Origin of the sequence: Allobacillus saliphilus (assembly GCF_018138385.1) — a bacterium.
In the GTDB taxonomy this organism is placed as follows: Bacteria; Bacillota; Bacilli; order Bacillales; family Alkalibacillaceae; genus Allobacillus; species Allobacillus saliphilus.
The window spans coordinates 1-24,231 of the sequence record NZ_JAGSIE010000043.1; the positions used below are offsets into that span (position 1 = coordinate 1).

Genomic DNA, 24,231 nt, shown 5'->3' on the forward strand with positions numbered 1-24,231 from the left:
CAGATGTCAAAATTGAATATGCTGTTTTACCCGCTGAAATCACTTGAGAGAATTTACACATAATAATGGACTTGACTGCTTCTCGACGACTTTTCACGCTTCATAAGCTGCCATTCGGGTATCGAGACAGCTTCTCGACGACGTTTCACACTTCATAAGCCACTGTTCGGGCGTTGAGACGGCTTCTCGACGACTTTTTACGCTTCATAAGCTGTCATTCGGGTGTCGAGATAGCTTCTCGACGACGTTTCGCACTTCATAAGCCACCGTTCGGGCGTTGAGACGGCTTCTCAACGACTTTACACGCTTCATTAGCTGTCATTCGGGTGTCGAGACAGCTCCTCGATGACATTTCACGCTCGTTCAGTCCAAACTCGAACTTTGATAAAACCAACCGATGATCAAAAAGCTTACATAACAGAAAAACTATTGAAGATTTCCTGTACGAACCATGCGAGCCATTCTCTCGTCGTATTTTTGAATAACTGCAAATGATTCTTTTTCCAATATTCCTTCTATGTAACTATGTATGCGCTTATCGATATATTCATTGGAATGAATAAAAGGTTTCATATTCATATACTTATCTTCGACTGCAAAGACGATATGGCGTATGTTCGTCATTACAATCGTAGACAAGCACATAATACAAGGTTCCAAACTTGTATAAATCACACACTCCCTAGCATTTCTTTGTAAAAAAGCCGCACTGTTATTTATAGCAGTCATTTCGGCGTGTAAGGTGTTGTTTTTATTCGTATTAATTTTATTGTTTCCACGCGAAATAATTTTTCCATTATGTACGATAACTGCGCCGACTGGTAGATCACCTCGTTCGCCTGCAATTGCTGCCTCTTTGATAGCCTCTTTCATAAAGTATTCGTGATCAAGCTCTTCAATGTTTATCATTTCTTCTCCCCCTCACAGATCATATCTAAAAAGCGACCGAGAGAATTCCCTCGGCCGCTTCACTACAAAAATTAAATTAATAGTTCCCTAGCAATCCTCTTGACATCGCTATTTTCTCACATTTTAAGTAGAAGAATATGCCGATTAGTAAATATAGCAATGAATTGGCAATTAACGCGGTATAATCCATCGCTGTAAAATCTGTCCACGAGTAGCCTTGAATCATAACATGTCGGATCATGTCTACCCCTTTAACGAATGGAGCTAATATTAAGATTGGTGCGACAGATAGTGGAACAAATGCAAGAGCAGCTAAAATAAACTGGAGTATTTGCATGAACGCTTGAATCTGTTTAAATATAACGCTCGCACCTGCAATCATAAAACCGACACCAACGATTCCGACCAACGTTATCAGCAAAATGGTCAGGGTTATATCAGGCTTTAAATAGAGCCACTGATTGGCGGTAGCCATACTTAAGTATAATAGACCAATGACAATGACTCCATGCAACGCTATATAACCGATCAATCGTGATAAAAGGATCTTCCACATCCCTAGTGGTGACATATATAATTGTTCTAACGTACCTCTTGTCGCTTCCATCGTAATCGTAAATCCAATATTAGATAATGTCATCAAAGTTAAATACCAAAAAATATAGTTCACGATAAGATGTTGGATATTAGCTTCTGCTTGTGCCGGGTCACCGATGACGTTAATCCCCAAAAGCATTCCTAAAAAAATGATATAGACAGTTGCAATCATGCTGAGTGTATTCGGAAGATAACGCTTCATTTCAATGAATTCCATCCGTGTATTTGCTTTAATTAATTGAATGAATGGCATGGTTCTTCTCCTCCTGAATCAAATTCATGAATACTTCTTCAAAGTCGATGGTCGTTCGGTCGATTTTTTCAATAATTGTGTTTTCTTTTTTCAATAAATCCATTAAGTCATAAATATCATTATCTTGTTCCAAAGTTATCGTTAATTTACCCCCATCCAGCAGTTCATTTATCGGAAACTTGGCGTCCAATTCCTTTTGTTGCTGTTCAGTGAGCTCATTCCCTAACGTCAATACGTAAGCACTTGTTTCAAACAAATTCATCAGTTCCTCTACTTTTTCATCTGCAATTACCTTTCCGTTGTTAATAATTACTGTTCGCTCACATAAATCTTGTACAACCGGCATGTCATGCGTACTAATGATGATCGTCTTCCCTGCTTCTGAAATTTTCTTCAATAATTGACGCACTTCATACCCTGTTTCAATATCAAGACCCAACGTCGGTTCGTCGAGCAAAATCACATCACTGTCGGCCAGTAAAGCGACTGCTAATGCCAGCTTTTGTTGCATACCGCGTGATAAATTACTGACGAGTTCATTTTCCTTTTGTTTTAACTTGAACTCACTCAATAACTTTTCAATTTCACCCATCTTTTCTTTTCGACTTTTCCCACGGTTTCCTGCGAAATATTCTAGGTTTTCTCTCGCTGTTAAGCGCCAATATAAATTCCGGTTCCCCTCTAATACAGCACTAATGTGTTCCAATCCTTTTAGACGATTCTTTTGCATCGTGATGCCGTTAATGACGACTTCCCCTTCATCAGGGACGATGAGTCCACAGATCATTTTGATCGTTGTCGTCTTGCCAGCACCATTCGGTCCGAGTAAGCCGAGAATTTCTCCACGTTTCACAGTGAAACTCACATTGTTAACAGCTTGAACCCACTCTTTTGTTTTTCTTTTTTTATAACCTTTTTTGAGACCTTTCACTTCAATTAAAATTTCTTCTTTCATCGACTCTCACCCTTCTTTTATGACTATATCTAAAGTTTAGCAATCCCATCCCCACAAGCGAACAGACTACAGCACTGTATTGTTTCCGTCTATAGTCTGAATGTTCCAAACAGTCCTCGTTACTAAAAATATGTAAAAAAGTTATAGTAATTATTATACTAGATAAAATTCTAATTGTTAATTATTTTCAAAAAATATAAAACTGGCCAATCACCTGATAAGTAAAACAATAATAATTATGATAAAATTAAAAACAGAAAATTAATGGAGGATTCTAATGTTTTTAGATTCAGTAGGAAATGATCAATTAATTATATTAGTCGCTTTTCTTTTAATTAGCGGTGTTCTTGCTGCAAAATTCTCCAGCCAAATGGGGCTCCCCTCCCTTGTTTTATTTATTGCCGTCGGTATGGCGATCGGAAGCGATGGCTTTGGTTGGATTTATTTTGATGATGCGGATATCGCTCAAATTATTGGTGTTGCAGCACTTGTGGTCATTCTGTTTGAGGGTGGACTCCAAACCAAGTGGAAATCCATGCGTCCAGCAATTGTTCCGGCACTGTCATTGGCGACGGTCGGAGTCTTTATCACATCTGTTTTAGCTGGTCTTGCTGCCCACTATTTATTAGATGTTCCTTGGCTTCATGCATTATTACTCGGTTCCATTGTCGGTTCAACTGATGCTGCAGCTGTCTTCGCTACATTCAAAGAACGAAATGTAAAGCCGAAAATCGCTTCAACACTTGAAGCTGAATCGGGTACCAATGATCCGATGGCCGTTTTTTTAACACTTATTTTCATTGAAATGATTGTAAATGATTCAAGTTTATTCGTAATGATCCCTGCATTTTTTTGGCAAATGGGTGTTGGTTTAATCCTCGGTATTTTATTAGGACGATTTTCATCATTTATCATTAATAAAATTAGTTTGGAATCGAGTGGTTTATATCCGATTTTGGCCTTAGCTTTTGCATTCATGATTTATAGTGCAGCTTCTCTCATCGGAGCAAGTGGTTTTTTAGCAGTATACGTTGCTGGTGTAATTGTTGGGAATTCTGAATTGACTTACCGCTATCCTATTTTCCAATTTAATGAAGGGCTTGCCTGGATTGCACAAATTTTCATGTTTATGATTCTTGGATTACTCGCTTTCCCGGAACAAGTTTTTGAAGGCAGTATCGTCTTCTCTGGTGTCATGATCTCTGTATTTCTTATTTTAGTTGCACGCCCAATCGCTGTCTTTATCTCTACGATTAAGATGGGCTACACGTTTAAAGAGAAAATCTTTATTTCTTGGGCCGGTTTACGAGGGGCTGTTCCAATCGTTCTGGCGACCTTCCCGATTGTTGCAGGTGTAGAACATTCAGAAACGTTTTTTAATATTGTATTCTTTACAGTATTAATTTCTGCACTCGTACAGGGCTCAACGATAACGTTGTTTGCCAAAAAGCTTGATTTACTAGGACCGAAGAAAGTAACGCCTGAACATTCAATTGAATTGATTTCATTGGGCAAAGCGAATGCTGAGATGGTTCAGTTTCAAACAAATGAAACACATGCCGTCGTCGGTAATAAATTGCGAGATATTAATTTTCCAAAAAAAGCTTCCATTGCAGCGATTGTTCGTAATGGAAATTTAATCACCCCATACGGCGATACAGAGATTCAAGAAGGGGATTACTTGTATATATTGGTTACACGTAAATTCAAAGAAGATTTGCGCGTTATATTGAACCAAAAAAATGAAGATCACCACGATAACGGTGTAGTTCCTAAAAAAAATAAAACAAAATAAATTGGCAATGCTCAGGATTACATGCTCTAGCAAAAAAGCTGACATGTACTTCTGAGCATTTTTTATGTAGAAGTTTTATTGTTACGAAATTTTTTGTTTATAACTTCGATTTTCGGATAAATATATAGAATAGAAATAGCACCTATAGGAGGTAACAGCATGAAAGACAGTATGAGTTATGGCGATGATTACAAATATATCCCAACCACTTCCACAGAAAGTGGACATTTTGAAAAAATTGCCGAAGACCTTTGGTATCAAACAATTCAAATTGTGAATCTATACTACGTAAATAACCCGTCAGATGATGAGTGGGTATTAGTAGACGCTGGCATGCCTAAGTCAGCTAATAAAATCATTGATACGGTTAATGAAAACTTTTCAAAGCCCCCTGTCGCAATTGTTTTGACACATGGACACTTTGATCATGTCGGAGCCATTATAGAACTCGTTGACTACTGGAAAATTCCTGTTTATGCACATGAATACGAGCTTCCATATTTGCAAGGTGAGTTGAAATATCCAGAACCGGACCCTACAGTTGAAGGTGGCATGGTCGCCAAACTATCGCCTCTATTCCCTGTAGAGCCAATTAATCTTGGGGATAAAGTTCAACCGTTGCCAGAAGACGGCAGTATTCCACACATGAAAGATTGGCGTTGGATTCACACACCCGGGCACACACCTGGTCATATTTCTCTATTCAGAGAAAAAGACAGAACGTTAATTGCCGGAGACGCATTCGTCACTGTCAAACAGGAAAATTTATATGACGTATTTACACAAGAGAAGCAAATTAGCTCGCCTCCACGTTATTTGACACCGAACTGGGAGGATGCAGAAACATCTGTATTAAAATTAAGAGACCTACAACCAAAACTTGCCATCACAGGACATGGACATCCAATGCAAGGTGAAGAATTACACAAAAGCTTGAATTATTTAGCGGATAATTTTAAAGAAGTCGGCATCCCAGACCACGGCCACTACGTCGATGAAGACGATCAAAAATAAACGTAAATTCAAATCGAAACCCGATCGATGAAGTAAAGAAATCGATCGGGCTTAATTTTTTTCATATATATTTTTAATTCTCCCAACAAAAATTAAAGAGCTGGCAAAGGATACTATCCTTTAACCAGCTCTTTGTATCTAGTAGACGCTATCAATTTCTGCACTTCTTGGATGTTTAAGTCATTCCTTACTTTACTAAGGAAGGAACACATATAGTTTAGCAGATTAACTAACGTCTGAACGTTACATTTTGATTACTATTTTGTTAAGTAAAATATAAAATGATACCTGCCAAAATGACAATCGCGAAGAAAGCAATATAAATAAATGTCAGATTAGGAATATTTCTATTCAACGCCGTTTTTTCATATTCCCAAGAACGTTCCAGTTCATCTCTAAACGTTGCATTATTTTCACGCAGCCGTTCTTGCTCTTGTTCCTCATATTTCTTTCCGATCATCCACGTAGCAATTAACGCAGCAATTGAAACCAACGCAATAAGAATAACTAATGTGACAACCATATTATTTTACCTCCTCAGATGAAATACGAATACCATCTATATATCTATATTTCCTCATCTGCGGTAAGTAAAACTTCATATGTGTTTTTACCGGATTGCTTCGCTTGATAAAGTGCCTTATCAGCCTGTTTAATCATTTCTTCTTCCGTAAATGTAAGGGTCTTCGGCATCGTTAGTCCCATGCTTGCTGTCAACGTTAATGTTACGCCTTTAATTTTAATCGGTTTGCGAATATTATTGTGTAGTCTTTTGACGACATCGACACAGTCTTTCTTGGATTTCACATGGCTTAACAGAATGATGAATTCATCACCACCAAGACGAGCTACTTGGTCATCACTCCGTAAGCTATTTAAAATTCGCCGACTGAATACACGTAATGCTTCATCTCCAAAATCGTGGCCGTATTGATCGTTCAATTCTTTTAAATTATCCATATCGACCATAATGACAGCAAAATTAGAATGATCTTGTCGACGAGCTTCTGCTAATCGTTCTGACAATCGATCTTGGAAATACCTTCGATTCGGTAAGTTGGTCAATGGGTCTTGATAAGCGAGCGTACGCAATTTCTCTTCATATTTCTTTCGTTCGGAAATTTCTCTCGTCACAACAACCATGTGGAGAAATCCGCCACTTACATCAAAAATCGGTTTGCCTTGCAATTCAAACCATAGCCATCCTTTTTCCGTATGTCGTTGCTTAAATTCCAAGGTGATTGGTACGTTTTCATTGATCGATCGAATGAATTCACTGATGATTTTGTTTTTGTCTTCTTCATGAATATTGTACAAAAGTGATTGACCAACATATTCATCTGGGTGTATGCCTAGAATAAATTCATACGAAGGCGATGCATATAAAATATTACCATCATGATCCAACAAAGTGATCAAGTCATGTGAACTCTCAGCAATCATCCGAAAGCGTTCTTCACTTTCTCTCAATTCACGTTCAGCTTTTCGTTGATCACTGACATCTTTCATAATGACATAAATCCCGACAATTCCCTCTTCAATAACTAATGGCGTCATCGTCACATGAAGTTCTTTTTTCACTGTACTCTTTACTGGAACGGTCAGTTCGAAAACTTGTGCATCCCCACGTATCGTTTTGATAAAATGCTTTTTAAGTATTTGCTGCAGTTTTCGTTCAATATAGCTAAAAGCAGAGTTGCCAATTAATTCGCACTTCTTATACCCTGAAAGAACTTCAAATGCTTTATTAACCTCTAAAAAGTTACCATCTAAATCCAATGAAAAAATAGCATCTGCATTATTCTCGAAAAGCGATCGATAACGCTGCCTACTCAATTCTAGATTTTGATCATCCAACCAAAACTGACTTTCAGCAGGTTCTATATAATCCATTTGACGTGCATGGACAAGGATAAAATTACTCTCTTGTAATTCGATTGGCTGCAAAGTCACATGAAGTGCTATCGTTTCCTTATTAGGTTGTGGAAAACCCATTGTAAATGAATATGGTTGCTTTGTATGAACAATTTCATCAAATTTATCCAATACAAAAACGCGAGAAATTCCAGGTACTTTTTCAGTAAGCTTATCACCGAGATTCTCTTCTGAAAGGCCTGTTAATTCATATGCTTTATGATTGATCATTTCATAGTAGTAATCTCCTTGCTCCCCTACACGAATGATAATCATAGCGTCTTGGATTCCATCAAAGAAAAGATCCTGCAATAACTTTGTCTGGACCATAGCCACCAATCTCCTTCAATAACTTTTAGACCTAAATAAAATTTAGGAAAAAAGACTAATGAACCAACTCGTACCCTTACGCGTTAATTCCAACATTTTCATAATAAACAATTCTTTTGCCTTATATTTCATTATACTAAAGTGTATTGATATTTCCAAATTCTTTTCATAAAAATTATAATTTTTTCCAAAGATAATTTATTTTTCATGTAACGTGGTATGGATTGAATAGATCGTATTTGTTAGGAAACGTTAATAATAAAAGATTGAGGAGGAATTGGATGTCTAGCCTGCCACACTTGCCTACTGATGCTATCCCTTTTTGGCGCGATTCGATAGAACTATCTTCTTATCCTACATTAGAGCACAATTTAGACGTAGATGTCATTATTGTTGGTGGTGGGATCACCGGATTGACCGCCGCAGAGATATTATCTAAAGAAAAATTGAATATAGCTTTAATCGAGGCTAGTCGCCTCGTCAGCGGAACGACAGGTCATACGACAGCGAAAGTTACTGCCCAACACGGCTTGATTTATGATGAGCTCATTAGAAAGCACGGTGTTGAACCTGCCCGAAAATATTACGACGCGAATAAAAATGCCATTCGATATATGAAGGAGCTTATTGAGAAAAATCAAATTGACTGTGATTTTGAACAGCAAGATGCTTTTTTATATGCAACGACTGGTGAGTACGCAAATAAGATGGAAACAGAATATAAAGCTTATGATCGATTGAATATTAAAGGTGAATTAACAACCAAGCTTCCTATGGATTTGACGATTGAAAATGCCTTATCCATGAAAAACCAATACCAATTTCACCCAATAAAATACTTAAAACATATGATCAATTTAGTCGATCAACGCGGTGTAAAATTGTTTGAGAGTACGAGTGCAGTTGATATTCAAAAAGATGACAAGCGAGTAATAGTCAAGACAAAGAATGGAAAAGAAATTAAGGCCAACTATGTACTCGCTTGTACGCATTTTCCGTTTTATGAAGGAAAAGCATTATGGTCAACACGTATTTACCCAGAACGTTCTTATGCACTAAGTATTAAAGCTAATAAACCATATCCAGGTGGAATGTATTTAAAAACAGACACACCGAAACGATCTATTCGTTACCAACCGACAAACGACGGTGAACTGTACATTATCGGTGGAGAAAATCATAAGACAGGCCAAGGACAAGACATGATGGAACATTTTAAAGCATTGAGGCGATTTGCAGATGAGCTTTTTGATGACTATGAAATTTTGAATAGATGGTCGGCACAAGACTTAACAAGTATGGATAAGTTGCCTTATATCGGACCCATGACGAAAGATAATCCGAATATATTAGTAGCAACTGGTTATCGGAAGTGGGGTATGACCAATGGTACGGTTGCTGCAAAGCTTTTAAGTGATCTCGTTCTTGGAGAAATTACTCCTTATGCAGATTTATTCAAGCCTTCACGGTTCGAGGCCAACCCGAGTATCCAACAATTTATAAAAGAAAACGCAAATGTAGCGAAGGAATTGGTAAAAGGTAAAATGGACCGAAAGAACAGTAATATGGATGAGCTGAACAATGATGAAGCAACTACTTTTCGTATGGAAGGTGGACGTAAAGGTGCCTATCGTGATTCTTCTGGTGAACTTCACATTGTAGATACGACTTGTACCCATGCCGGTTGCGAGGTCAATTGGAACAATGGTGAGAAGTCATGGGATTGCCCATGTCATGGTTCACGGTTCTCTTATACCGGTGAAGTATTAGAAGGACCAGCTAAAGAGCCTTTACAAAAACATGATCACACGATGTTCGATAGCTTAAAGCCGAGTGATTGGAAGGAATAACATAATGGAATGTTTAAATCCATATTCACGTGGTAAACACTTAGTAGACAAATCAAACAAGGGGTGATCAACATGCCATTTGTAAAAGAGTATACTAATGATGAAGAATTAGCAAAAGATGTTCAGAAACTTAGAGATAACGGCGTAAATAAAGACAATGTTTATGTATTATCTCATGATGACGACAGAACAAACCGCGTAGCAGATAATGCTGACGCAAGCACAATCAAACAAGACTTTTCTGATGCTGTCGGCAATATGTTCAACAAAAAAGGTGACGAACTTCGCAGCAAGCTAGAAGAAGTTGGTTTCTCTGAAACAGAAGCAACAAATTATGAAAAAGAAATGGATAAAGGTAAAATCTTATTAATCGTTGATGAAGATGAAAATGTGGAAAACGTATTAGGCTTTTAATAAGTATTGAAAATCCCTCGACTTGCCATAAGTCGAGGGATTTTTACTGAATAATTCGATGTCTCTCCAACCGAATGGTACCTCAACCGTCCTGTAACATGGCCCAACTCATATGGAGTTCACCGTCCACCCTATTCATTGTGCCTACATAAATTTCATCATCCTGAATACCAAGCTCTTCAAAATGGCGAACGGCTGAATAACACGCATAGGTGACTTTTTTATTTTGCAGCTCATTCAACGATAACCAGACCAACTCCTCGTCATCACTATTAACGAGTTTCCGGTCCGTTGATACATCCCCGACAAACATATACTGAACCCGAACCTCTTCGTCTTTCATTCGATAAATAATATATTTTAATCGTAATCCGTCGATCTCCTCTTCGCGAATGCCTGTTTCTTCAAAAATTTCTCGGACACAGGCATGTTCCGGTTCATTTAACTCATAAGGTTCAATATGTCCTCCGACTGGCACAAGGTAACCGGGTAAAAACGTTCGATGTTCCTCTCGTTGGACAAATAAAACTTTTTCGTTTTTATACAATAAAGCAACTGCCATTTGTCTTATTTTCATTTTCATCTCCAAATTAATTTTTTATCTTTGTTGTATTTTAGGATATCATAAGTTTAGAGCCTATTGGTAGGAGTGATTTCATGAACAAAGCTGTGTTTTTAGATCGAGATGGTGTCATTAATGAAGTACTTACGGATCGTGTGAAGTATGTAAATAAGCCTAAAGATCTTTATTTTCTCCCAACCGTTAAACAAGCCGTTAAAAAGTTATATGAGTCAGGCTATCAATTATTTGTCGTCACCAATCAAGGTGGCGTCGGGTTAGGATATATGACAGATCAAGAGCTGATTGATATCCATGACAAAATGGTTTATGAACTAGAGAAAGCTGGCGGGAAAATTACGGAGGTCAAAGCTTGTATTCACCATCCTAAATCGAATTGTGCATGCAGAAAACCGAAACCTGGGATGATTAAGGATTTGATTGAAGCTTATGAGGTTGATCCAAATTCGAGTTATATGATTGGCGACCGTGAAGTGGATTTAGAAGCTGGAAATGCTGCAGGCCTCAAAAGCTTAATGGTCTCCGATCAATCTGATTTGGCCTACAAGTCTTTCAAGGATCTCGGTGAAGCTGCGGATTGGATTATTCGTCAAACATGAAAAAAGATCCTGCTTAGCGAGCAGGATCTTCATTATTTTTCAATCTTCTAGATGATAGGAAGACTTCAAATAGCGTCAATAGAATGATGAAAATCAATAGACCATGGTTGAAAAATATGGCTGCCTGGTCATAGCCAAATATGATTGCTAACAGACCTACAAGTACAACAATCCAACCGGTACTGAACAATTGCCAATTCATTATCTCCTTATTGGATACGCCTTTATATTTTTTATAATTCAGCGCAAAAATAGCAACACCAGCCAAAACAAAAATTAAGAATTCACCGAAATCTCCAGATGTCATATAATCCCATAGAAGAACCACTGTATAAATACCTAAAATAATATAATCATGTGGTTTAATAAGATTCACTTGAACCCCTCCTTTGTGACTCTATAGTACATCTTCCCCTTTTTCAAAAAAATTATCGCCCGACAAACATTTGCGTCCAATACGTTGTTCCATTTTTCTCGACATAGCCGACGCCAAGATGTGTAAATTGATCATGCATAATGTTTTTTCGGTGTCCTTCACTATTCATCCAACCATTCATGACCTCTTCTGGTGTCCGTTGTCCCATGGCGATATTCTCGCCCGCCACTCGGTAATCCACACCGAAAGTTTGCATCATTTCAAATGGCGATCCATAATTCGGTGACTGGTGATCGAAATAATTAGCGTCTGCCATGTCATGAGATTTGGCACGAGCTACCTCGCTAACTTCCACTGAAAATTCAAGTGGCTCTAATCCTTCTGCTTTGCGTTCCTCATTCACTAACTCCAATACTCGGTATTCGAACTCCTGTATATCCGCTTCCGTCAATTCAATCTGAGGTTTTTTGGTCTTTCCTTGTTCCGTCGATTCATGCTTAGGCATTTCTTGAAATTGCACGGATGATTCGTCGTCCATTAGGTTGGAAATAAGAAACTTCGCACGATTTGCCGTAGATTCCATCCGGTCGCCGATTTCTTTTAGATCGATTTGTTGAACACTGTCTTTTGTATCTTCCCACATAATAGAAACCGTCAATTCGCCACTTGGCTTAGCAATCCATTCATTGATCGGAAGAACAAAAAATATAAAAATTAGAATGGCAATCATTCCAATAAAACGCAGTAGCCTCATCTCGGTTCCTCCCCTGGTGTTCCTCTTTGTTGCTTGCCATCATTAAAAACTATTATCAGTTTTCACAGATTCATATGCGATTAAACCTTTTATCTCTATTCTACTACAATATGCCCAACGAATGCTTCGCTAGCACTTAAAAACGCTGCACCAGAATGGCACTGATGCAGCGTTTTTATTACTATTTCTTTTTATCAAAAAGAACTAACAATCCAGGTAGTAAAACACCTCGAATAATAAACGTATCAATTAAAATACCGACGGCAACGATAAAGCCGAAAACGAACAATAGCTGGACCGGTTGTGTCATCAGAACAGCAAATGTCGCCGCTAATAATAGGCCGGCTGAAGAAATAACGCCACCTGTATTCGCAATTGCCGTATGGACTGAATTTCTAGTATCTAGTTGTTCTTGCTCTTCCAAATACCGTGAAACGAGCATAATACTGTAGTCTATTCCCAATGCCACCAAGAAAACGAAAGCATAGAGTGGCACCCGGTTACTGATCGTTCCGATATCAAAGAATAACTCCGTTAAAAAGATTCCCGCGCCAATTGCTGCCACAAAGGAAATCAAGTTTGTCGCCATCATTAAAAATGCTCGTTTAAATGACTTCGTCAAAAACATCAACATGCCTAAAATCAACAATGTTTCTAACGTAACGATGACGAAAAAATCACGTAGGTTCAGTGCTCGATCATCCACTTGGGCTGCGGTTTCACCTGCAAAATATAAATCTCCTTTTAAACCTGCCGCTTTTACATACGTTTGTTCTTCATCAACCATCGTTTCCAACTGATCCATTGCTGCTTTCTCATAAGGATTCCCAGTGAAAGTTAATGTAAATCGAGCTGCCATATTTTCTTCTGTTGTTCCCTGTAGTTCAACTGATTGTACATTATCTATACTTGATAATTCATCTTTTAGTTTTTGCAAACCTTCTTCAGAGGTCTCTTCGTCTCCTTCAAATAGAACGGTCGTTGGAGCCAAGTCACCACTTGCGAATTTTTCCTCAATTAACTCAAAGCCTTCTTTTGACTCCATGTCATCCGGAAACGAATTGAGCAAGTTAAAATCGTATTCTAAGTTCATTAAGTTGCTGGCAGCAATCCCCATTACAATTAGTGTTGCAACTACACTAATTCCTGGCTTTTTCGTAACACCTTTACCAATTTTATGCCAGAAAGAGTTAGGTTTTATGTTATCATCTCCGACATTAGGAACCTTAGGCCAAAAGGATCTTCTGCCGAACAATGCAAACAATGACGGTATAAGTGTTAATGAAGAAATAATGATAACCAGCATCGTCGTAGCAAAACTGGGTGCGAAATTTTGATAATCACCTAATCGAGCAAAAAACAAAACGAGCATGGCTGCAAGTACTGTCCCTCCCGAAATGAATAAAGGCAGTCCGAGTGCACTCATCGTTGCTTGCATGGCCTCATGCTTATTTTCATGCGTCTTCAATTCTTCTCGAAAGCGGGAGAATATAAATAAGGAGTAATCGACTGTAGCGGCAAACAATAAAATTGACATAATTGAGATCGTTTGATTGGAATAATTTAAACCGAACGCGCCGAAAATCCCTAACACTTGTAACGTAACAAAATATACGAAACCCGCAGCAAGTAACGGAATAAGTGCCAATAGTGGTGAACGGTAAATGATAATTAAAAGGACTAAAATTAACCCAACTGTAGATAAAATCAGGACGAGATCTGCACGGGAAAACAAGTCCAATGTATCCGTTGAAATTCCGGCCGGGCCCGTTACATATAAATCCATATCTGTTTCACTAGCAACAAGTTTATGAATCGTTTCTTTTTCTTCGGCAAGATCTGCGTTTTCCATCGATTGATCGAATGCCATCGGAATCAAAGCCGTCGATTTATCTTCAGATAGAAAAGATCTTGCTGCTTGTGGTGGCATTTCACTTAAAGGTGGGATACTTTTCAACCCTTTTACTTCGGAGTTACCAATTGCATCCACAATATTCGTCAGTTCTTCCCATTCAACTTCGTTATTTTCTGCCTTAAAAACTAGCAAGGCAGGAATATCTTCTTCTTTACCAAAATGTTTATCAATTTTATTTTGTGCCACGACAGATTGGACATCTTCCGGTAAAGATTCAATACTTGTAACCTCGTAATCTTTCGCACTAGGTGCCAACAGTGCAAGTAAAATTGAAATGAGCAGCCAAGCAGAAAGAGTCACCCACATACCTTTCCTAGTCGTCACTTTGTTTGTAACGCTTTGTATCATTGCTTTCATATACTCGCCTCTTTTCTCCGGTATCGTTTTACTTATACAGTTTCGTGTTGCACTTTATTCGTTTAAACGAGCAGTTTTTATTTGTGAAAACCGATATTTACCTTAAGTGCACGCTCTCAAAACTTTTCCCTATTATACTTTGCTTTAAGCATGAAGCATATTGAAAGTTTATAACATCAAAAAATTTCAAAACCCTTCTATGAATTCATATTATTCATTGTTATAGTAAAGAAAACAGCATATTTTGGAGTGAACAAAATGAATCAACGCTTTTGGAGCAACACACTGATAAGATTAGCAGCATTATTTGGGGCGATTGGCGCCGGGCTAGGTGCTCATATGGCAGGTGCAGGATCTTACGCACTTAAACCCATACACGCCCACATTCTTGTAGCCGGGTGGCTAACTGTTTTTGCTTGGGGCATTTTTTATCGTGTCGTGGAAGTAAGAGCACCGAAACTTGCTATCACCCATGCAATTACAGGAATTATCGGCTCCATCGGTCTTACAGTCGGCATGTGGCTGGAGTTTTTAAATCCACTTCCGATTTCAGATACAATTAACCTACTCGTTTATATTATCGGTGGTTCCATTTTATTACTCAGTTTCATCCTATTTTTCTTACTAACGTTTTTCCTGTCTAACGATTAATTTTTAGGAGGTTTCCCTAATGATTATCTATGTCATGTTCGGACTTGCTTTCGTTGTCATCATTTTAACCGTTGTTGCGATGTTGAAAAGTATAACAGAAAGAATTCAAGAACCAACCGAGAAGCTTCAACAGCGTGTCCACGAACTTGAACAACAACTAGAGGCGCAGAAAAAAGATCACTAAATCTACCAAAGGAGTGATCCTCTTTGAAATGGATGATTTCTCTCTTGATTATGACAGCACTTTTGGCTAGTTGTGAATCCCCTCTTCAAGCCCCGGCAAAAGAATCAAACGATGAACAATCTTCTGAAGATGAATTGGATGGAAATAAACAGGACAGTCAAGGAAGCTCAATTGATGAAAACAAATCAAATGATACTACCTCCACCCAATTGCTCGATCAGCCAAAAACCGTTGTCGATCAACTTGAAAGTCCTTGGGATATTGTGAAAAATGGCGAGGAATTTTATATTACCGAAAGAGCTGGAACGATTGTCCACTTTGACGGTGAATCGGCTGAACGGCAATCGCTACAGTTAGAGCGCGAAGTCGCCTCCGGGCAAGGTGAGGAAGGCTTACTCGGAATGGTTTTAGATCCTGACGATGAGGAAAAAGCTTATATCTATCATACCTATCAAACAGCAGATGGATTATTCAATCGAATCGTAGCAATCGAGTTAGATGATCGTAAATGGAAAGAAACAGGCGTATTGGTTGATGAGATTCCTGGCGGCAGAATTCATGATGGCGGCCGGCTTGCTATCGGTCCTAATGGCTATTTATTTGCGACAACAGGTGATGCCGGCAATGACCAATTGTCACAAGATACGGATAGCTTAGCTGGTAAAATTTTGCGGATGAATTTGGATGGTTCCATTCCGGATGACCAGCCATTTAAAGGATCTCTCGTCTATTCATACGGACATCGGAACCCTCAAGGACTTACCTGGAACGAAAACGGAGAGTTATATAGTTCAGAACACGGAAGCTCAGCTTATGATGAGATCAATCATATTGAACCAGGAAATAATTATGGCTGGCCAGTCATTCGTGGAGATGAAACGGAGAAAAACATGAAGGCTCCAACAATCCATTCTGGCGAGGAGACGTGGGCGCCATCCGGATCAGCCTTTGATGACTCAGGAAACTTGCTCGTAACCGGACTTGCAGGACAGTCGCTTTATCGTTTTGATGTTGAATCAGGAAATGAAGAAGTTCTTTTGGAAAATCACGGTAGATTACGGGACATTTTGGTTGCAAACGGTGAAATTTATGTACTAACAAACAATACGGACGGACGAGGAAATCCTGATGAATCAGACGACCTGCTGTTGAAAATTGCTGAGTAAGTTTCCGTAGAATTATAGTAAAAAGCTCTAGACTACTTTTTAAACAGGGGTCTAGAGCTTTTTTTTTGAATCTATTCGCTTCATTTCTTTCCTCGTCAACGGAAACAGGATATGAGCAGCCGCTTTAGGGGGTTGAGAGCGCTTATCAAGAACGGAAAAACGCGATAAACAATCCCTTCCGTTATCGAGAGCGCTTATCAAGAACGGAACAACGGGATAAACGATCGCTTCCGGGGTTGAGAGCTCTCACAAAGTACAGCAGACCTTCCTTAAGTCTTTTCATCTTAAAAAGTTAAAATGTATCCGGATTTGAGCCTGTTCGCTCATCTTTATTCATCTCATCAATCCGCTTCATTTCTTCTTCACTTAATGCAAAGTCGAAAATATCGGCGTTCTCAATAATCCGTTTTTCGCGTATTGATTTCGGAATCGTCACAACACCATGCTGAATATCCCAACGGAGCATCACTTGAGCAACCGTCTTTCCATGTGTCTCAGCAATTTCCATTAATGTTGGATCCTCAAATAAGCGACCTTTTTTCAATGGTGACCAAGCTTCAAACTGAATGTTATTGTCCTGACAAAACTTCCGTAAATCGTTTTGTGTTAAATGTGGGTGAAACTCCACTTGATCGACCATTGGTGTAATCGTACAATCGTTCATCAAATCCTCCAAATGATGAACATGGAAATTGCTGACCCCGATTGCACGGACTTTTCCTTCTTCATAAAGCTTTTCAAGGGCTCGATACGTATCTTTGTACTTGCCGCTGACCGGCCAGTGAATCAAGTATAAGTCCAAATAATTTGTGTCCAATTTCTCAAGCGTTTCCTCGAAAGCTTTCAACGTGCTTTCATATCCTTGATCGTCATTCCACACTTTCGATGTGATGAAAATTTCTTCGCGTGGAATTCCAGATTCTTTGACTGCTTGTCCGACACCTTTCTCATTATCATAAATGGTTGCGGTATCAATATGACGATAACCATTATTCAGTGCAGACGAAACAGCGTGAATGACGGTATCACCATCTTCAACTTTATACACACCAAGCCCGAAACCTGGCATCTTTACGCCATTGTTCAATGTAACATTATCTTGTAGATGTGTAATCATATGATCCCCTCCTAAATAGCTTACTCTTTCACCAGTTTAAAGGTTAAAAAACCTATGTACAAAGCAAAGTCTTTATGTACTGGACACAAAGAATTCATTACAACCAATCTTTATCCTTCACCTTCGATACGGCTTCAATCCGATTTGATACTTCCAGTTTATCAAAAATAACTGAAATGTAATTACGTACGGTGCCGTTCGTTAAATAAAGTTCCTTCGATATTTGTTTCGTACTTTTCCCTTCAGCGATCAACTGAAGAACTTCATTTTCCCGATCTGTTAAAGGGTTTTCTTCCTCATAAGCCAAATCGATTAACTCGGGCGCATAAACCTTTCGGCCGTCTAATATTTTCCGGATGGAACTGGCCAATTCTTCACTTGGACTGTCTTTCAATAAATATCCACTGACGTTTGCTTGTCGAGCCTTCTCAAAATATCCTGCACGTGCAAATGTCGTCAATATAATGACTTCACATTTATTTTCTTTCATTTCCTCCGCAGCATCCAAACCGTTTTTAATCGGCATTTCAATGTCCATAATACAAATGTCGGGATCAAGCTCATTAACTAATTGGACGGCCTCTTCACCATTTCTAGCTTTACCGACTACTTCCATATCCTCTTCAAGATCGAGCAATGAGCCTAACGCACCAAGTAGCATCCCTTGATCCTCCGCCAACACGATTCGAATCATTTTATCCCTCCTGCTTCAACTGTTGCATGACATTCGGCACAGTCACAATTAATGTTGTTCCACTGTCGCTGCTTTTAATTTCAAGCTGTCCATTCACAAATTCCAGTCGCTCCTTCATGCCATCCAGTCCATGACCAGTCGGTGAATGTTTTTTAGACCCTATACCGATACCATTATCTTCAATCCGTAAAACGGTTTCGTGTTCTGACTCAGCCGTAGCTATTTTGCAATGGGTTGCTTGACTATGTTTCACTATATTCGTCACCGCTTCTTTTAAACTCATACTGATGACATCTTCAACTAAAGAAGGTACATAGTTTAATTTCTTATCTCCTTGAATATCCACCTCTATAGCAGCCGCTTCCAACAGCTGCTTCACATGCTTGATCTCCTCGGAGAACTTCGAAATCCTCATGCCGGCTAACATTTCTCTCACTTCATTCAATGCCGTTCTTGCAGTTTGGTTAATATCGTCGATTTCACCTTTTGCCTTATGATGGTCTTTATTAATTAGGCGTCCTGCTAAGTCGCTCTTTAAACCAATAAGAGAAAGTTTTTGACCCAATGTATCATGCAAATCACGGGCAATCCGTTGACGCTCTTCATAAACCAATAACTGAGAGATTTTTTTATTCGCATCCGATAACTGTTCCTCAAGCTTCTGTCTTTTTCGACGGTTGTATGTATTAATCGGTAATAAGATAACTCCTAGAATGGTTAGAATTAAGAATGGCCATTGGGAAAAGAACAGCTCTTGCTGTGTAAAATAACTTAAAGCTGAAGCTAGAACAGTCAAGACTAAATGGACGACATAAAGTGATATAAAACCGCCCTTATGTTTGGCATTTCCGATAAAAAAAGCAATAAACAATGAAAAATACACGTATCCATAAAATAAGGACATTCCGACACTAATCAACATCATAACAGAAACACAAATATACAAAAGGCCACCAATAGATAAGAATGATAGCCGATAAGCACCGAAAAAGATGAAGATCAATGCTACACCGAGCAATATTTCCCACTGTGTATTCGACCGAAAGATGAAATAAAAGGGCAACAAGCTCATAATCACCCATACATATATACTTAAGCTAATGTTTTTCGGAAATAAATTGAACCAATTTTGCATTACAAAATTCCCTTTCTTCATGTCTTTCATATAGTATCACCCAAATTTAACGAAAAAGAAAATCATTCATGATTTGAATGATTTTCTTGTTTCATATTTAATTTTCTGTAGATAGCCGATCAGCTGTATGAAGTCGTTCTTTAATCTCTTTAAAGTGGACAAAGGTTTTACTTTTTTCATCATACAGCCTAAATCGAATGGACTTTAAACTAGACCCCACGGTAATCGTTGTTGCTTGTTGTAAAGGTGGGGTTGATTCATGTACTTGTTCCAAATTATAGTTTGGCACTTTCGGACTTAAATGGTGAACATGGTGATAACCGATGTTCCCTGTAATCCACTGAAGAACACGCGGAAGTTTATAATAAGAACTTCCATCGATTGCTGCCTTCACATAATCCCACTCCGCTTCATCTTCGAAATACGAATCTTCAAATTGGTGCTGTACATAAAACAACCAAATTCCAAGTGATCCAGCAACGAACATAATCGGTAACTGAACAATCAAGAAACTCGACCAACCAATCACCCAAATTAGCAATGCTATAATTCCGATAATTGAAATGTTAGTTAAATACGTATTTCGACGTTCTTTCTTCTTTGCATCTTTTCGATTCAATCGATTCGTTACTAAAAACAAATATAGCGGTCCTAAGACGAACATAATAAATGGGTTTCTATATAATCGATATTGAAGTCTCTCTAGCTTTGATGCCTTTTTATATTCTTCAACAGTCATAATCCAAACGTCACCTGTACCACGTTTGTCTAAGTTACTGCTCGTAGCGTGATGGATGGAATGCTCTCTTTTCCACTTTTCATAAGGGAACATCGTTAGAATTCCGGTCATCGTTCCAACAAAATGGTTCAGTTTGCGGTTTTTGAAAAACGATCCGTGACAGCAATCATGAAAAATAATGAACACTCTTACCACAAATCCACCAGCTAAGATGGATAGGGCGATGGATAAAATCAAAGAAACTGAAATTGCTTCATAAGCTAAATACCAAAGCAAGAAAAACGGTGGCAATGTATTGACCAGTTGCCATACACTCGCCTTTGTGTCAGGGCTTTCAAACGGTTTAATATGATTTTTAAGTTGAGCTAATTTTTTATTTGCCATAACTGCCTCCAAAGAAAAGTTTTCAGTTCATTCATCGTATAAAAAAACTGTTCTTTGGACTAGTCATGAACGTCAGGAATTTCATATGACAAATGTCATATGTTTTGTTGTAATGTACGATTGCTAACATGATTTATAAGCAGGTTAAAAGTTTGTAAGCGTCAAATAATCCCCACCTGTAATCAGATAGGGACTTCATTTATGCTTTTTTTTAGATTTATTTGGAACGCAACTTGCCTCAGGGAGTGTAGTCGACCAAGGCAGGTGTAGAGCTAATTGGTCTTGATTCGACGGATCTATATTGGGGAGCACCTCGAATAGATAGATGAGGTAATTAAATAGATTCAACCCGTTTTCCTTGGCTGTTCCACAACACTATATATGATTGCACTTGTCAGCGCCTTTTTTTGTATTACTAAACAACCAGTTCTTCCTTCCAAAGACAAAAGGCTTGATGGATTGTTCAACGCGTTTATTATCAATTCCCAGACAGTTACGGTCGTCAATGGGACACGAAATACGGGCGTATCGAAAATATACAGGTGCCGCGCGATCGAGAAAATGCATTTCAGACTGAAGTATTCCAACCCTATCAGCGTTATGAACGGTGGCTGGGAGAACCTAATCATCACGATGTATCATAAAGGCATGAGTACGCGCAAAATTGGAAATTTCCTCGAGCGCATTCTCGGTCATGCTTACGCCCCAGGCACCATCAGTAACATCACCGATGTGTTGATGGAGGATATCCGTTCCTGGCAAGAGCGTCCTTTTCAGAAAAGATATGCCGTGCTTTATCTCGACGGTATCTATTTGAAATTGCGCCGGGATGATGTAGCTAACGAAGTCGTATACGTCGTCATTGGTGTGACGAAAGACGGCTATCGTGAGATTTTCGGCTTTTATGTCGGTGGCCAGGAAAGTTCCCTCGGCTGGGAGGAAGTTCTCTCCGATATCTACCGTCGTGGCTGTGAAGAAGTGCTTCTAGGTATTTTCGACGGTCTTCCAGGCCTGGAAGACCACGTTCCTGAACCACCCTTCCTCTATCCGTCTGATAATTTAGTTTTCATATTTCATTATACTGGAGGAATAATTAATGGGTTCTAAGAAGATTATTTCATCGATGCTCCGGGTTTAAAATGTGTATTCTATTTGAGGTTTATTTGCTTTTCTTCTTAATAAAAATTCGGTAAGCAAAAATGAGTAGTATTAGATATGCAGTGAACTCGAAAGCAAGGTGAGGAAGGGGCGATAGGTAGACGAATTCCATTATATACTCGAATGGAACATTTTCAACGAGACGAAATTTAAACAGATCAAAAAGTACAATGTATAATTTGCTGCACAGCATCAATAAAAAGGAAAGCGGCAGGAGGATGCTCGTTCCGGTCCGCTTCTACCCTGTGAAAGCGATAACCGCCCCGATCGTCAAAAGAATAACAAAAATGATTTCAGCAATATGATCCAATTCAGTTCCCCCCCACCTCTTCACATTACTTGCAAATAATGAACCTTCGGCGTGAATTCAATTAATATCTAATACTAAGGCTCGCTAATAGCCCATGCTAAAAATAACAGCATAGAAAAAACCAGCGGCAAGCAATTTAACGTAACACCAATTATGATATAAGGAAGTTTTTTAGATAAAATAGCAAAAATTATACCAGCAACAGAAAGTGTAGCTAAAATACATACAGCTAAAAGTGTATTCGCATTAGGTCCACGGGTGATATAAAAAAAAGCCACACTACCTAAAAACATTAATATTGAGGTTAATCCAAATCTGTTCATACGAGACACCCTTTTTATATTTTCTGTTTTACTGTTCAGAAAAGAAAAGCGTTACTAACAAAGAAAAGCTGACTTGTTACGAATATGCTTAATGAAATTAAATAGTAATAGTTTTAGCGTATCATAATTCTTTCGTTAGGAATAATTTTCCTAAAACTAGTTGATTATTTCCTTATAATTTTAATTATTGAATAAAAAAGTGCGATTCATTTTTAAAATCGCACTTCATATTCGTTTAATTAGATTGTAACCTATATTTGAAAGCTCCATATAGTGATAAATCGATACACTACTTAGAAAGATACGTCGCTATATATTCTTTAACGACTTCATATACGTACTCTTGATTAGCTGTTGCTGTGTCCGGATTGTATTCACCATCGTTCGTTTTATTATTGGATAAAATTCGCACACCTAAAAATGGAACTTCATACGCTTTGGCAATTTGTGCTGCAGAAGCAGTTTCCATTTCTTCTACAGAAGTACCGAATGTTTCATGAAACCATTTAATTCGATCCACTTCATTATTCCATACGTCCGCAGAACCGATTGTTCCTTCAACAACTTTCCCCTTTGTATGTTTATCCTTCACTGCATTCGCAGCTGCTAGTAAATCTTCATCTGCTTCATAGTATCGAATGTTCTCTGCATCTGGATCTTCACCCGCACTTCCTTCAGATGCCATTAAATCCATAGGAATCCATTCTGTTGGTTCAATTCCTTCATTTTCGGTTTTATCCCCTGTTTTAAGCGCTCCGATATTGACCGTTCTCTTTCCTAGCACAATATCAAACACATTTAAATTTGGATCATGCCCACCAGAAGTTCCTTGACTAATGATTGCAGTTGGATTGTACCGCTCGATTGCCACCGCAGTAGCCGCTGCTGCATTTTCCATTCCTTTGCTCGTTTTAACAACGATGACAGGATAATCATCTACTGTGCCAATATAAAAATCATAAATACCAGATGTTTCTTGCTCAACATTCTCTAATCGATCCGCAAATGCTTTTGCTTCTATCGGCATTGGCCCTTCGATTAAAATAGGTCTTTGTTCGTCATCAGATGTCGTTTCTTCTGAATTTGCAGTGGTATTACAACCCACCATTACAGTTACAAAAAATAGAGAGATAGCCGCCCATAAAGTGGACTTCCAACGACTTTTACTTTGTTTCTGTGCATTTAAAATACTCATTTTGTTTCCCCCTTAATGTTTGTTCGTTGATTAACAAGTCTTCTGGTTCGAAACAAAAAGGTCTGGAAAAAGTAGATGAACTCTACCTTCCAGACCGCAAGTTAAAGTATATAAATTAACACCATAAAAACACTGAACGGACTAAAAACCGAACATTATACACTTCAACTCGTAGTCCGGTTCTTTATAACGGGAACCAGGTAGAGACACTCAGACCATATTACCGAGTATATACGAGTAATATTTATTTGTTATCAACACGGTTAATATACCAAACATCTTTGCATAATTCAATGGTTTATTTTCAAAAAGGATTTTCGTCGGTAGAAATTATATATAAGAAATACCTGTCTTCTCTATCTCTAAGGCAATTATTTAACGCGAACAATAATAGTATTAAATAATAAAATGTTCGCATTTAATAATAATTTCTTTTTTTAAATACCATAAAATAGACCTAAATATCTCCTCTTTTACATTTGTCGCAAACCAAAATCGAGTAGGAGGAGGTAGTTAACCTCCGACCTCTCACACCACCGTACGTACGGTTCCGTATACGGCGG

23 protein-coding genes, 2 pseudogenes and 1 riboswitch are annotated in these 24,231 nt (G+C 38.4%); of the genes and pseudogenes, 9 read left to right on the forward strand and 16 right to left on the reverse strand.

What is annotated here, in order from left to right; genetic code table 11:
- Positions 1-426 precede the first annotated feature (426 nt).
- The 3 genes from KC820_RS12180 to KC820_RS12190 form a co-directional block, all read right to left on the reverse strand.
- Positions 427-909 (reverse strand): nucleoside deaminase, encoded by a 483-nt coding sequence (locus KC820_RS12180; RefSeq protein ID WP_212371376.1) that lies wholly within the window; start codon positions 907-909, stop codon positions 427-429.
- A gap of 76 nt (positions 910-985) precedes the next feature.
- Positions 986-1,759 (reverse strand): ABC transporter permease, encoded by a 774-nt coding sequence (locus KC820_RS12185; RefSeq protein WP_212371378.1) that lies wholly within the window; start codon positions 1,757-1,759, stop codon positions 986-988.
- Positions 1,737-2,714, reverse strand: a complete 978-nt coding sequence (locus tag KC820_RS12190) for an ABC transporter ATP-binding protein (protein WP_212371380.1) — start codon at positions 2,712-2,714, stop codon at positions 1,737-1,739. The genes KC820_RS12185 and KC820_RS12190 overlap by 23 nt, the downstream gene beginning before the upstream one ends.
- 277 nt (positions 2,715-2,991) lie before the next feature.
- Between KC820_RS12190 and KC820_RS12195 the strand changes: the two genes are divergently transcribed.
- Together KC820_RS12195 and KC820_RS12200 are read left to right on the forward strand one after the other, a co-directional pair.
- Positions 2,992-4,509 (forward strand): potassium/proton antiporter, encoded by a 1,518-nt coding sequence (locus tag KC820_RS12195; protein WP_212371382.1) that lies wholly within the window; start codon positions 2,992-2,994, stop codon positions 4,507-4,509.
- 159 nt (positions 4,510-4,668) lie between these two features.
- On the forward strand, positions 4,669-5,523 hold the full coding sequence (locus tag KC820_RS12200; protein WP_212371383.1) for an MBL fold metallo-hydrolase: 855 nt from the start codon (positions 4,669-4,671) through the stop codon (positions 5,521-5,523).
- Positions 5,524-5,788: 265 nt separating this feature from the next.
- On the opposite strand, the gene KC820_RS12205 is transcribed toward KC820_RS12200, so the two are convergent.
- Both KC820_RS12205 and KC820_RS12210 read right to left on the reverse strand, forming a co-directional pair.
- Complete coding sequence (locus KC820_RS12205) at positions 5,789-6,046, reverse strand: hypothetical protein (RefSeq protein WP_212371385.1); 258 nt, start codon at positions 6,044-6,046, stop codon at positions 5,789-5,791.
- Positions 6,047-6,090: 44 nt separating this feature from the next.
- The gene (locus KC820_RS12210) at positions 6,091-7,767 is read right to left on the reverse strand and encodes a sensor domain-containing diguanylate cyclase (RefSeq protein ID WP_212371387.1); all 1,677 of its coding nucleotides are present in this window, start codon (positions 7,765-7,767) and stop codon (positions 6,091-6,093) included.
- 281 nt (positions 7,768-8,048) lie between these two features.
- Here KC820_RS12210 and KC820_RS12215 point away from each other — a divergent pair, with 281 nt between their 5' ends.
- Both KC820_RS12215 and KC820_RS12220 read left to right on the forward strand, forming a co-directional pair.
- Positions 8,049-9,617: an FAD-dependent oxidoreductase gene (locus KC820_RS12215; RefSeq protein ID WP_212371389.1), complete on the forward strand. Its 1,569-nt coding sequence runs from the start codon at positions 8,049-8,051 to the stop codon at positions 9,615-9,617.
- A 72-nt stretch (positions 9,618-9,689) separates the two neighbouring features.
- On the forward strand, positions 9,690-10,031 hold the full coding sequence (locus KC820_RS12220) for a YflT domain-containing protein (RefSeq protein ID WP_212371391.1): 342 nt from the start codon (positions 9,690-9,692) through the stop codon (positions 10,029-10,031).
- An 82-nt stretch (positions 10,032-10,113) separates the two neighbouring features.
- Here KC820_RS12220 and KC820_RS12225 read toward each other — a convergent pair whose 3' ends face one another.
- Complete coding sequence (locus KC820_RS12225; protein WP_212371393.1) at positions 10,114-10,608, reverse strand: NUDIX hydrolase; 495 nt, start codon at positions 10,606-10,608, stop codon at positions 10,114-10,116.
- Positions 10,609-10,688: 80 nt separating this feature from the next.
- Here KC820_RS12225 and KC820_RS12230 point away from each other — a divergent pair, with 80 nt between their 5' ends.
- On the forward strand, positions 10,689-11,210 hold the full coding sequence (locus KC820_RS12230) for a D-glycero-alpha-D-manno-heptose-1,7-bisphosphate 7-phosphatase (protein ID WP_212371395.1): 522 nt from the start codon (positions 10,689-10,691) through the stop codon (positions 11,208-11,210).
- A gap of 13 nt (positions 11,211-11,223) precedes the next feature.
- On the opposite strand, the gene KC820_RS12235 is transcribed toward KC820_RS12230, so the two are convergent.
- The 3 genes from KC820_RS12235 to KC820_RS12245 all read right to left on the reverse strand — a co-directional run bounded on the left by KC820_RS12235 (position 11,224) and on the right by KC820_RS12245 (position 14,612).
- Positions 11,224-11,586, reverse strand: a complete 363-nt coding sequence (locus KC820_RS12235; RefSeq protein WP_212371397.1) for a hypothetical protein — start codon at positions 11,584-11,586, stop codon at positions 11,224-11,226.
- A 52-nt stretch (positions 11,587-11,638) separates the two neighbouring features.
- Complete coding sequence (locus KC820_RS12240) at positions 11,639-12,340, reverse strand: CAP domain-containing protein (protein ID WP_212371399.1); 702 nt, start codon at positions 12,338-12,340, stop codon at positions 11,639-11,641.
- Between the two features lie 181 nt (positions 12,341-12,521).
- On the reverse strand, positions 12,522-14,612 hold the full coding sequence (locus KC820_RS12245) for an MMPL family transporter (protein ID WP_212371401.1): 2,091 nt from the start codon (positions 14,610-14,612) through the stop codon (positions 12,522-12,524).
- Between the two features lie 258 nt (positions 14,613-14,870).
- Here KC820_RS12245 and KC820_RS12250 point away from each other — a divergent pair, with 258 nt between their 5' ends.
- Genes KC820_RS12250 through KC820_RS12260 form a run of 3 tightly spaced genes read left to right on the forward strand, consistent with a single transcriptional unit; the run spans position 14,871 to position 16,613 of the window.
- Positions 14,871-15,263, forward strand: a complete 393-nt coding sequence (locus KC820_RS12250) for a hypothetical protein (protein ID WP_212371403.1) — start codon at positions 14,871-14,873, stop codon at positions 15,261-15,263.
- Between the two features lie 19 nt (positions 15,264-15,282).
- Complete coding sequence (locus tag KC820_RS12255) at positions 15,283-15,447, forward strand: hypothetical protein (RefSeq protein ID WP_212371405.1); 165 nt, start codon at positions 15,283-15,285, stop codon at positions 15,445-15,447.
- A gap of 32 nt (positions 15,448-15,479) precedes the next feature.
- Positions 15,480-16,613: a PQQ-dependent sugar dehydrogenase gene (locus KC820_RS12260; protein ID WP_236782668.1), complete on the forward strand. Its 1,134-nt coding sequence runs from the start codon at positions 15,480-15,482 to the stop codon at positions 16,611-16,613.
- Between the two features lie 292 nt (positions 16,614-16,905).
- On the opposite strand, the gene KC820_RS12265 is transcribed toward KC820_RS12260, so the two are convergent.
- The 5 genes and pseudogenes from KC820_RS12265 to KC820_RS13690 form a co-directional block, all read right to left on the reverse strand.
- On the reverse strand, positions 16,906-17,730 hold the full coding sequence (locus KC820_RS12265; protein WP_212371409.1) for an aldo/keto reductase: 825 nt from the start codon (positions 17,728-17,730) through the stop codon (positions 16,906-16,908).
- A gap of 97 nt (positions 17,731-17,827) precedes the next feature.
- Positions 17,828-18,424, reverse strand: a complete 597-nt coding sequence (locus KC820_RS12270; RefSeq protein ID WP_212371411.1) for a response regulator transcription factor — start codon at positions 18,422-18,424, stop codon at positions 17,828-17,830.
- 1 nt (position 18,425) lies between these two features.
- Complete coding sequence (locus KC820_RS12275; RefSeq protein WP_212371418.1) at positions 18,426-19,559, reverse strand: sensor histidine kinase; 1,134 nt, start codon at positions 19,557-19,559, stop codon at positions 18,426-18,428.
- Positions 19,560-19,656: 97 nt separating this feature from the next.
- The gene (gene desA / locus KC820_RS12280) at positions 19,657-20,682 is read right to left on the reverse strand and encodes a Delta(5) desaturase DesA (RefSeq protein ID WP_212371420.1); all 1,026 of its coding nucleotides are present in this window, start codon (positions 20,680-20,682) and stop codon (positions 19,657-19,659) included.
- A 195-nt stretch (positions 20,683-20,877) separates the two neighbouring features.
- Positions 20,878-21,171 (reverse strand): annotated as a pseudogene (locus KC820_RS13690) (IS66 family transposase); the annotation flags it as partial.
- A 5-nt stretch (positions 21,172-21,176) separates the two neighbouring features.
- Between KC820_RS13690 and KC820_RS12295 the strand changes: the two are divergent.
- Positions 21,177-21,702: pseudogene (locus KC820_RS12295) on the forward strand (IS256 family transposase); the annotation flags it as partial.
- Between the two features lie 522 nt (positions 21,703-22,224).
- Here KC820_RS12295 and KC820_RS12300 read toward each other — a convergent pair.
- Both KC820_RS12300 and KC820_RS12305 read right to left on the reverse strand, forming a co-directional pair.
- Entirely contained in the window at positions 22,225-22,473 is a 249-nt protein-coding gene (locus KC820_RS12300; RefSeq protein ID WP_212371426.1) for a hypothetical protein, read from the reverse strand.
- A 289-nt stretch (positions 22,474-22,762) separates the two neighbouring features.
- Complete coding sequence (locus KC820_RS12305; RefSeq protein ID WP_236782669.1) at positions 22,763-23,581, reverse strand: 5'-methylthioadenosine/S-adenosylhomocysteine nucleosidase; 819 nt, start codon at positions 23,579-23,581, stop codon at positions 22,763-22,765.
- Between the two features lie 239 nt (positions 23,582-23,820).
- A riboswitch (purine riboswitch) is annotated at positions 23,821-23,925 on the reverse strand.
- Between the last annotated feature and the right edge of the window lie 306 nt (positions 23,926-24,231).

Excerpts from the sequence above, each read along its gene's own strand:
- desA (WP_212371420.1), bottom strand. The coding sequence starts at position 20,682 with ATGGCAAATAAAAAATTAGCTCAACTTAAAAATCATATTAAACCGTTT.
- KC820_RS12220 (WP_212371391.1), top strand. The coding sequence starts at position 9,690 with ATGCCATTTGTAAAAGAGTATACTAATGATGAAGAATTAGCAAAAGAT.
- KC820_RS12245 (WP_212371401.1), bottom strand. The coding sequence starts at position 14,612 with ATGAAAGCAATGATACAAAGCGTTACAAACAAAGTGACGACTAGGAAA.
- KC820_RS12270 (WP_212371411.1), bottom strand. The coding sequence starts at position 18,424 with ATGATTCGAATCGTGTTGGCGGAGGATCAAGGGATGCTACTTGGTGCG.
- KC820_RS12180 (WP_212371376.1), bottom strand. The coding sequence starts at position 909 with ATGATAAACATTGAAGAGCTTGATCACGAATACTTTATGAAAGAGGCT.
- KC820_RS12265 (WP_212371409.1), bottom strand. The coding sequence starts at position 17,730 with ATGATTACACATCTACAAGATAATGTTACATTGAACAATGGCGTAAAG.
- KC820_RS12305 (WP_236782669.1), bottom strand. The coding sequence starts at position 23,581 with ATGGTGGGTTGTAATACCACTGCAAATTCAGAAGAAACGACATCTGAT.
- KC820_RS12215 (WP_212371389.1), top strand. The coding sequence starts at position 8,049 with ATGTCTAGCCTGCCACACTTGCCTACTGATGCTATCCCTTTTTGGCGC.
- KC820_RS12185 (WP_212371378.1), bottom strand. The coding sequence starts at position 1,759 with ATGCCATTCATTCAATTAATTAAAGCAAATACACGGATGGAATTCATT.
- KC820_RS12300 (WP_212371426.1), bottom strand. The coding sequence starts at position 22,473 with ATGAACAGATTTGGATTAACCTCAATATTAATGTTTTTAGGTAGTGTG.
- KC820_RS12240 (WP_212371399.1), bottom strand. The coding sequence starts at position 12,340 with ATGAGGCTACTGCGTTTTATTGGAATGATTGCCATTCTAATTTTTATA.
- KC820_RS12260 (WP_236782668.1), top strand. The coding sequence starts at position 15,480 with ATGATTTCTCTCTTGATTATGACAGCACTTTTGGCTAGTTGTGAATCC.
- KC820_RS12250 (WP_212371403.1), top strand. The coding sequence starts at position 14,871 with ATGAATCAACGCTTTTGGAGCAACACACTGATAAGATTAGCAGCATTA.
- KC820_RS12210 (WP_212371387.1), bottom strand. The coding sequence starts at position 7,767 with ATGGTCCAGACAAAGTTATTGCAGGATCTTTTCTTTGATGGAATCCAA.
- KC820_RS12200 (WP_212371383.1), top strand. The coding sequence starts at position 4,669 with ATGAAAGACAGTATGAGTTATGGCGATGATTACAAATATATCCCAACC.
- KC820_RS12275 (WP_212371418.1), bottom strand. The coding sequence starts at position 19,559 with ATGCAAAATTGGTTCAATTTATTTCCGAAAAACATTAGCTTAAGTATA.
- KC820_RS12205 (WP_212371385.1), bottom strand. The coding sequence starts at position 6,046 with ATGGTTGTCACATTAGTTATTCTTATTGCGTTGGTTTCAATTGCTGCG.
- KC820_RS12225 (WP_212371393.1), bottom strand. The coding sequence starts at position 10,608 with ATGAAAATAAGACAAATGGCAGTTGCTTTATTGTATAAAAACGAAAAA.
- KC820_RS12230 (WP_212371395.1), top strand. The coding sequence starts at position 10,689 with ATGAACAAAGCTGTGTTTTTAGATCGAGATGGTGTCATTAATGAAGTA.
- KC820_RS12190 (WP_212371380.1), bottom strand. The coding sequence starts at position 2,714 with ATGAAAGAAGAAATTTTAATTGAAGTGAAAGGTCTCAAAAAAGGTTAT.
- KC820_RS12255 (WP_212371405.1), top strand. The coding sequence starts at position 15,283 with ATGATTATCTATGTCATGTTCGGACTTGCTTTCGTTGTCATCATTTTA.
- KC820_RS12195 (WP_212371382.1), top strand. The coding sequence starts at position 2,992 with ATGTTTTTAGATTCAGTAGGAAATGATCAATTAATTATATTAGTCGCT.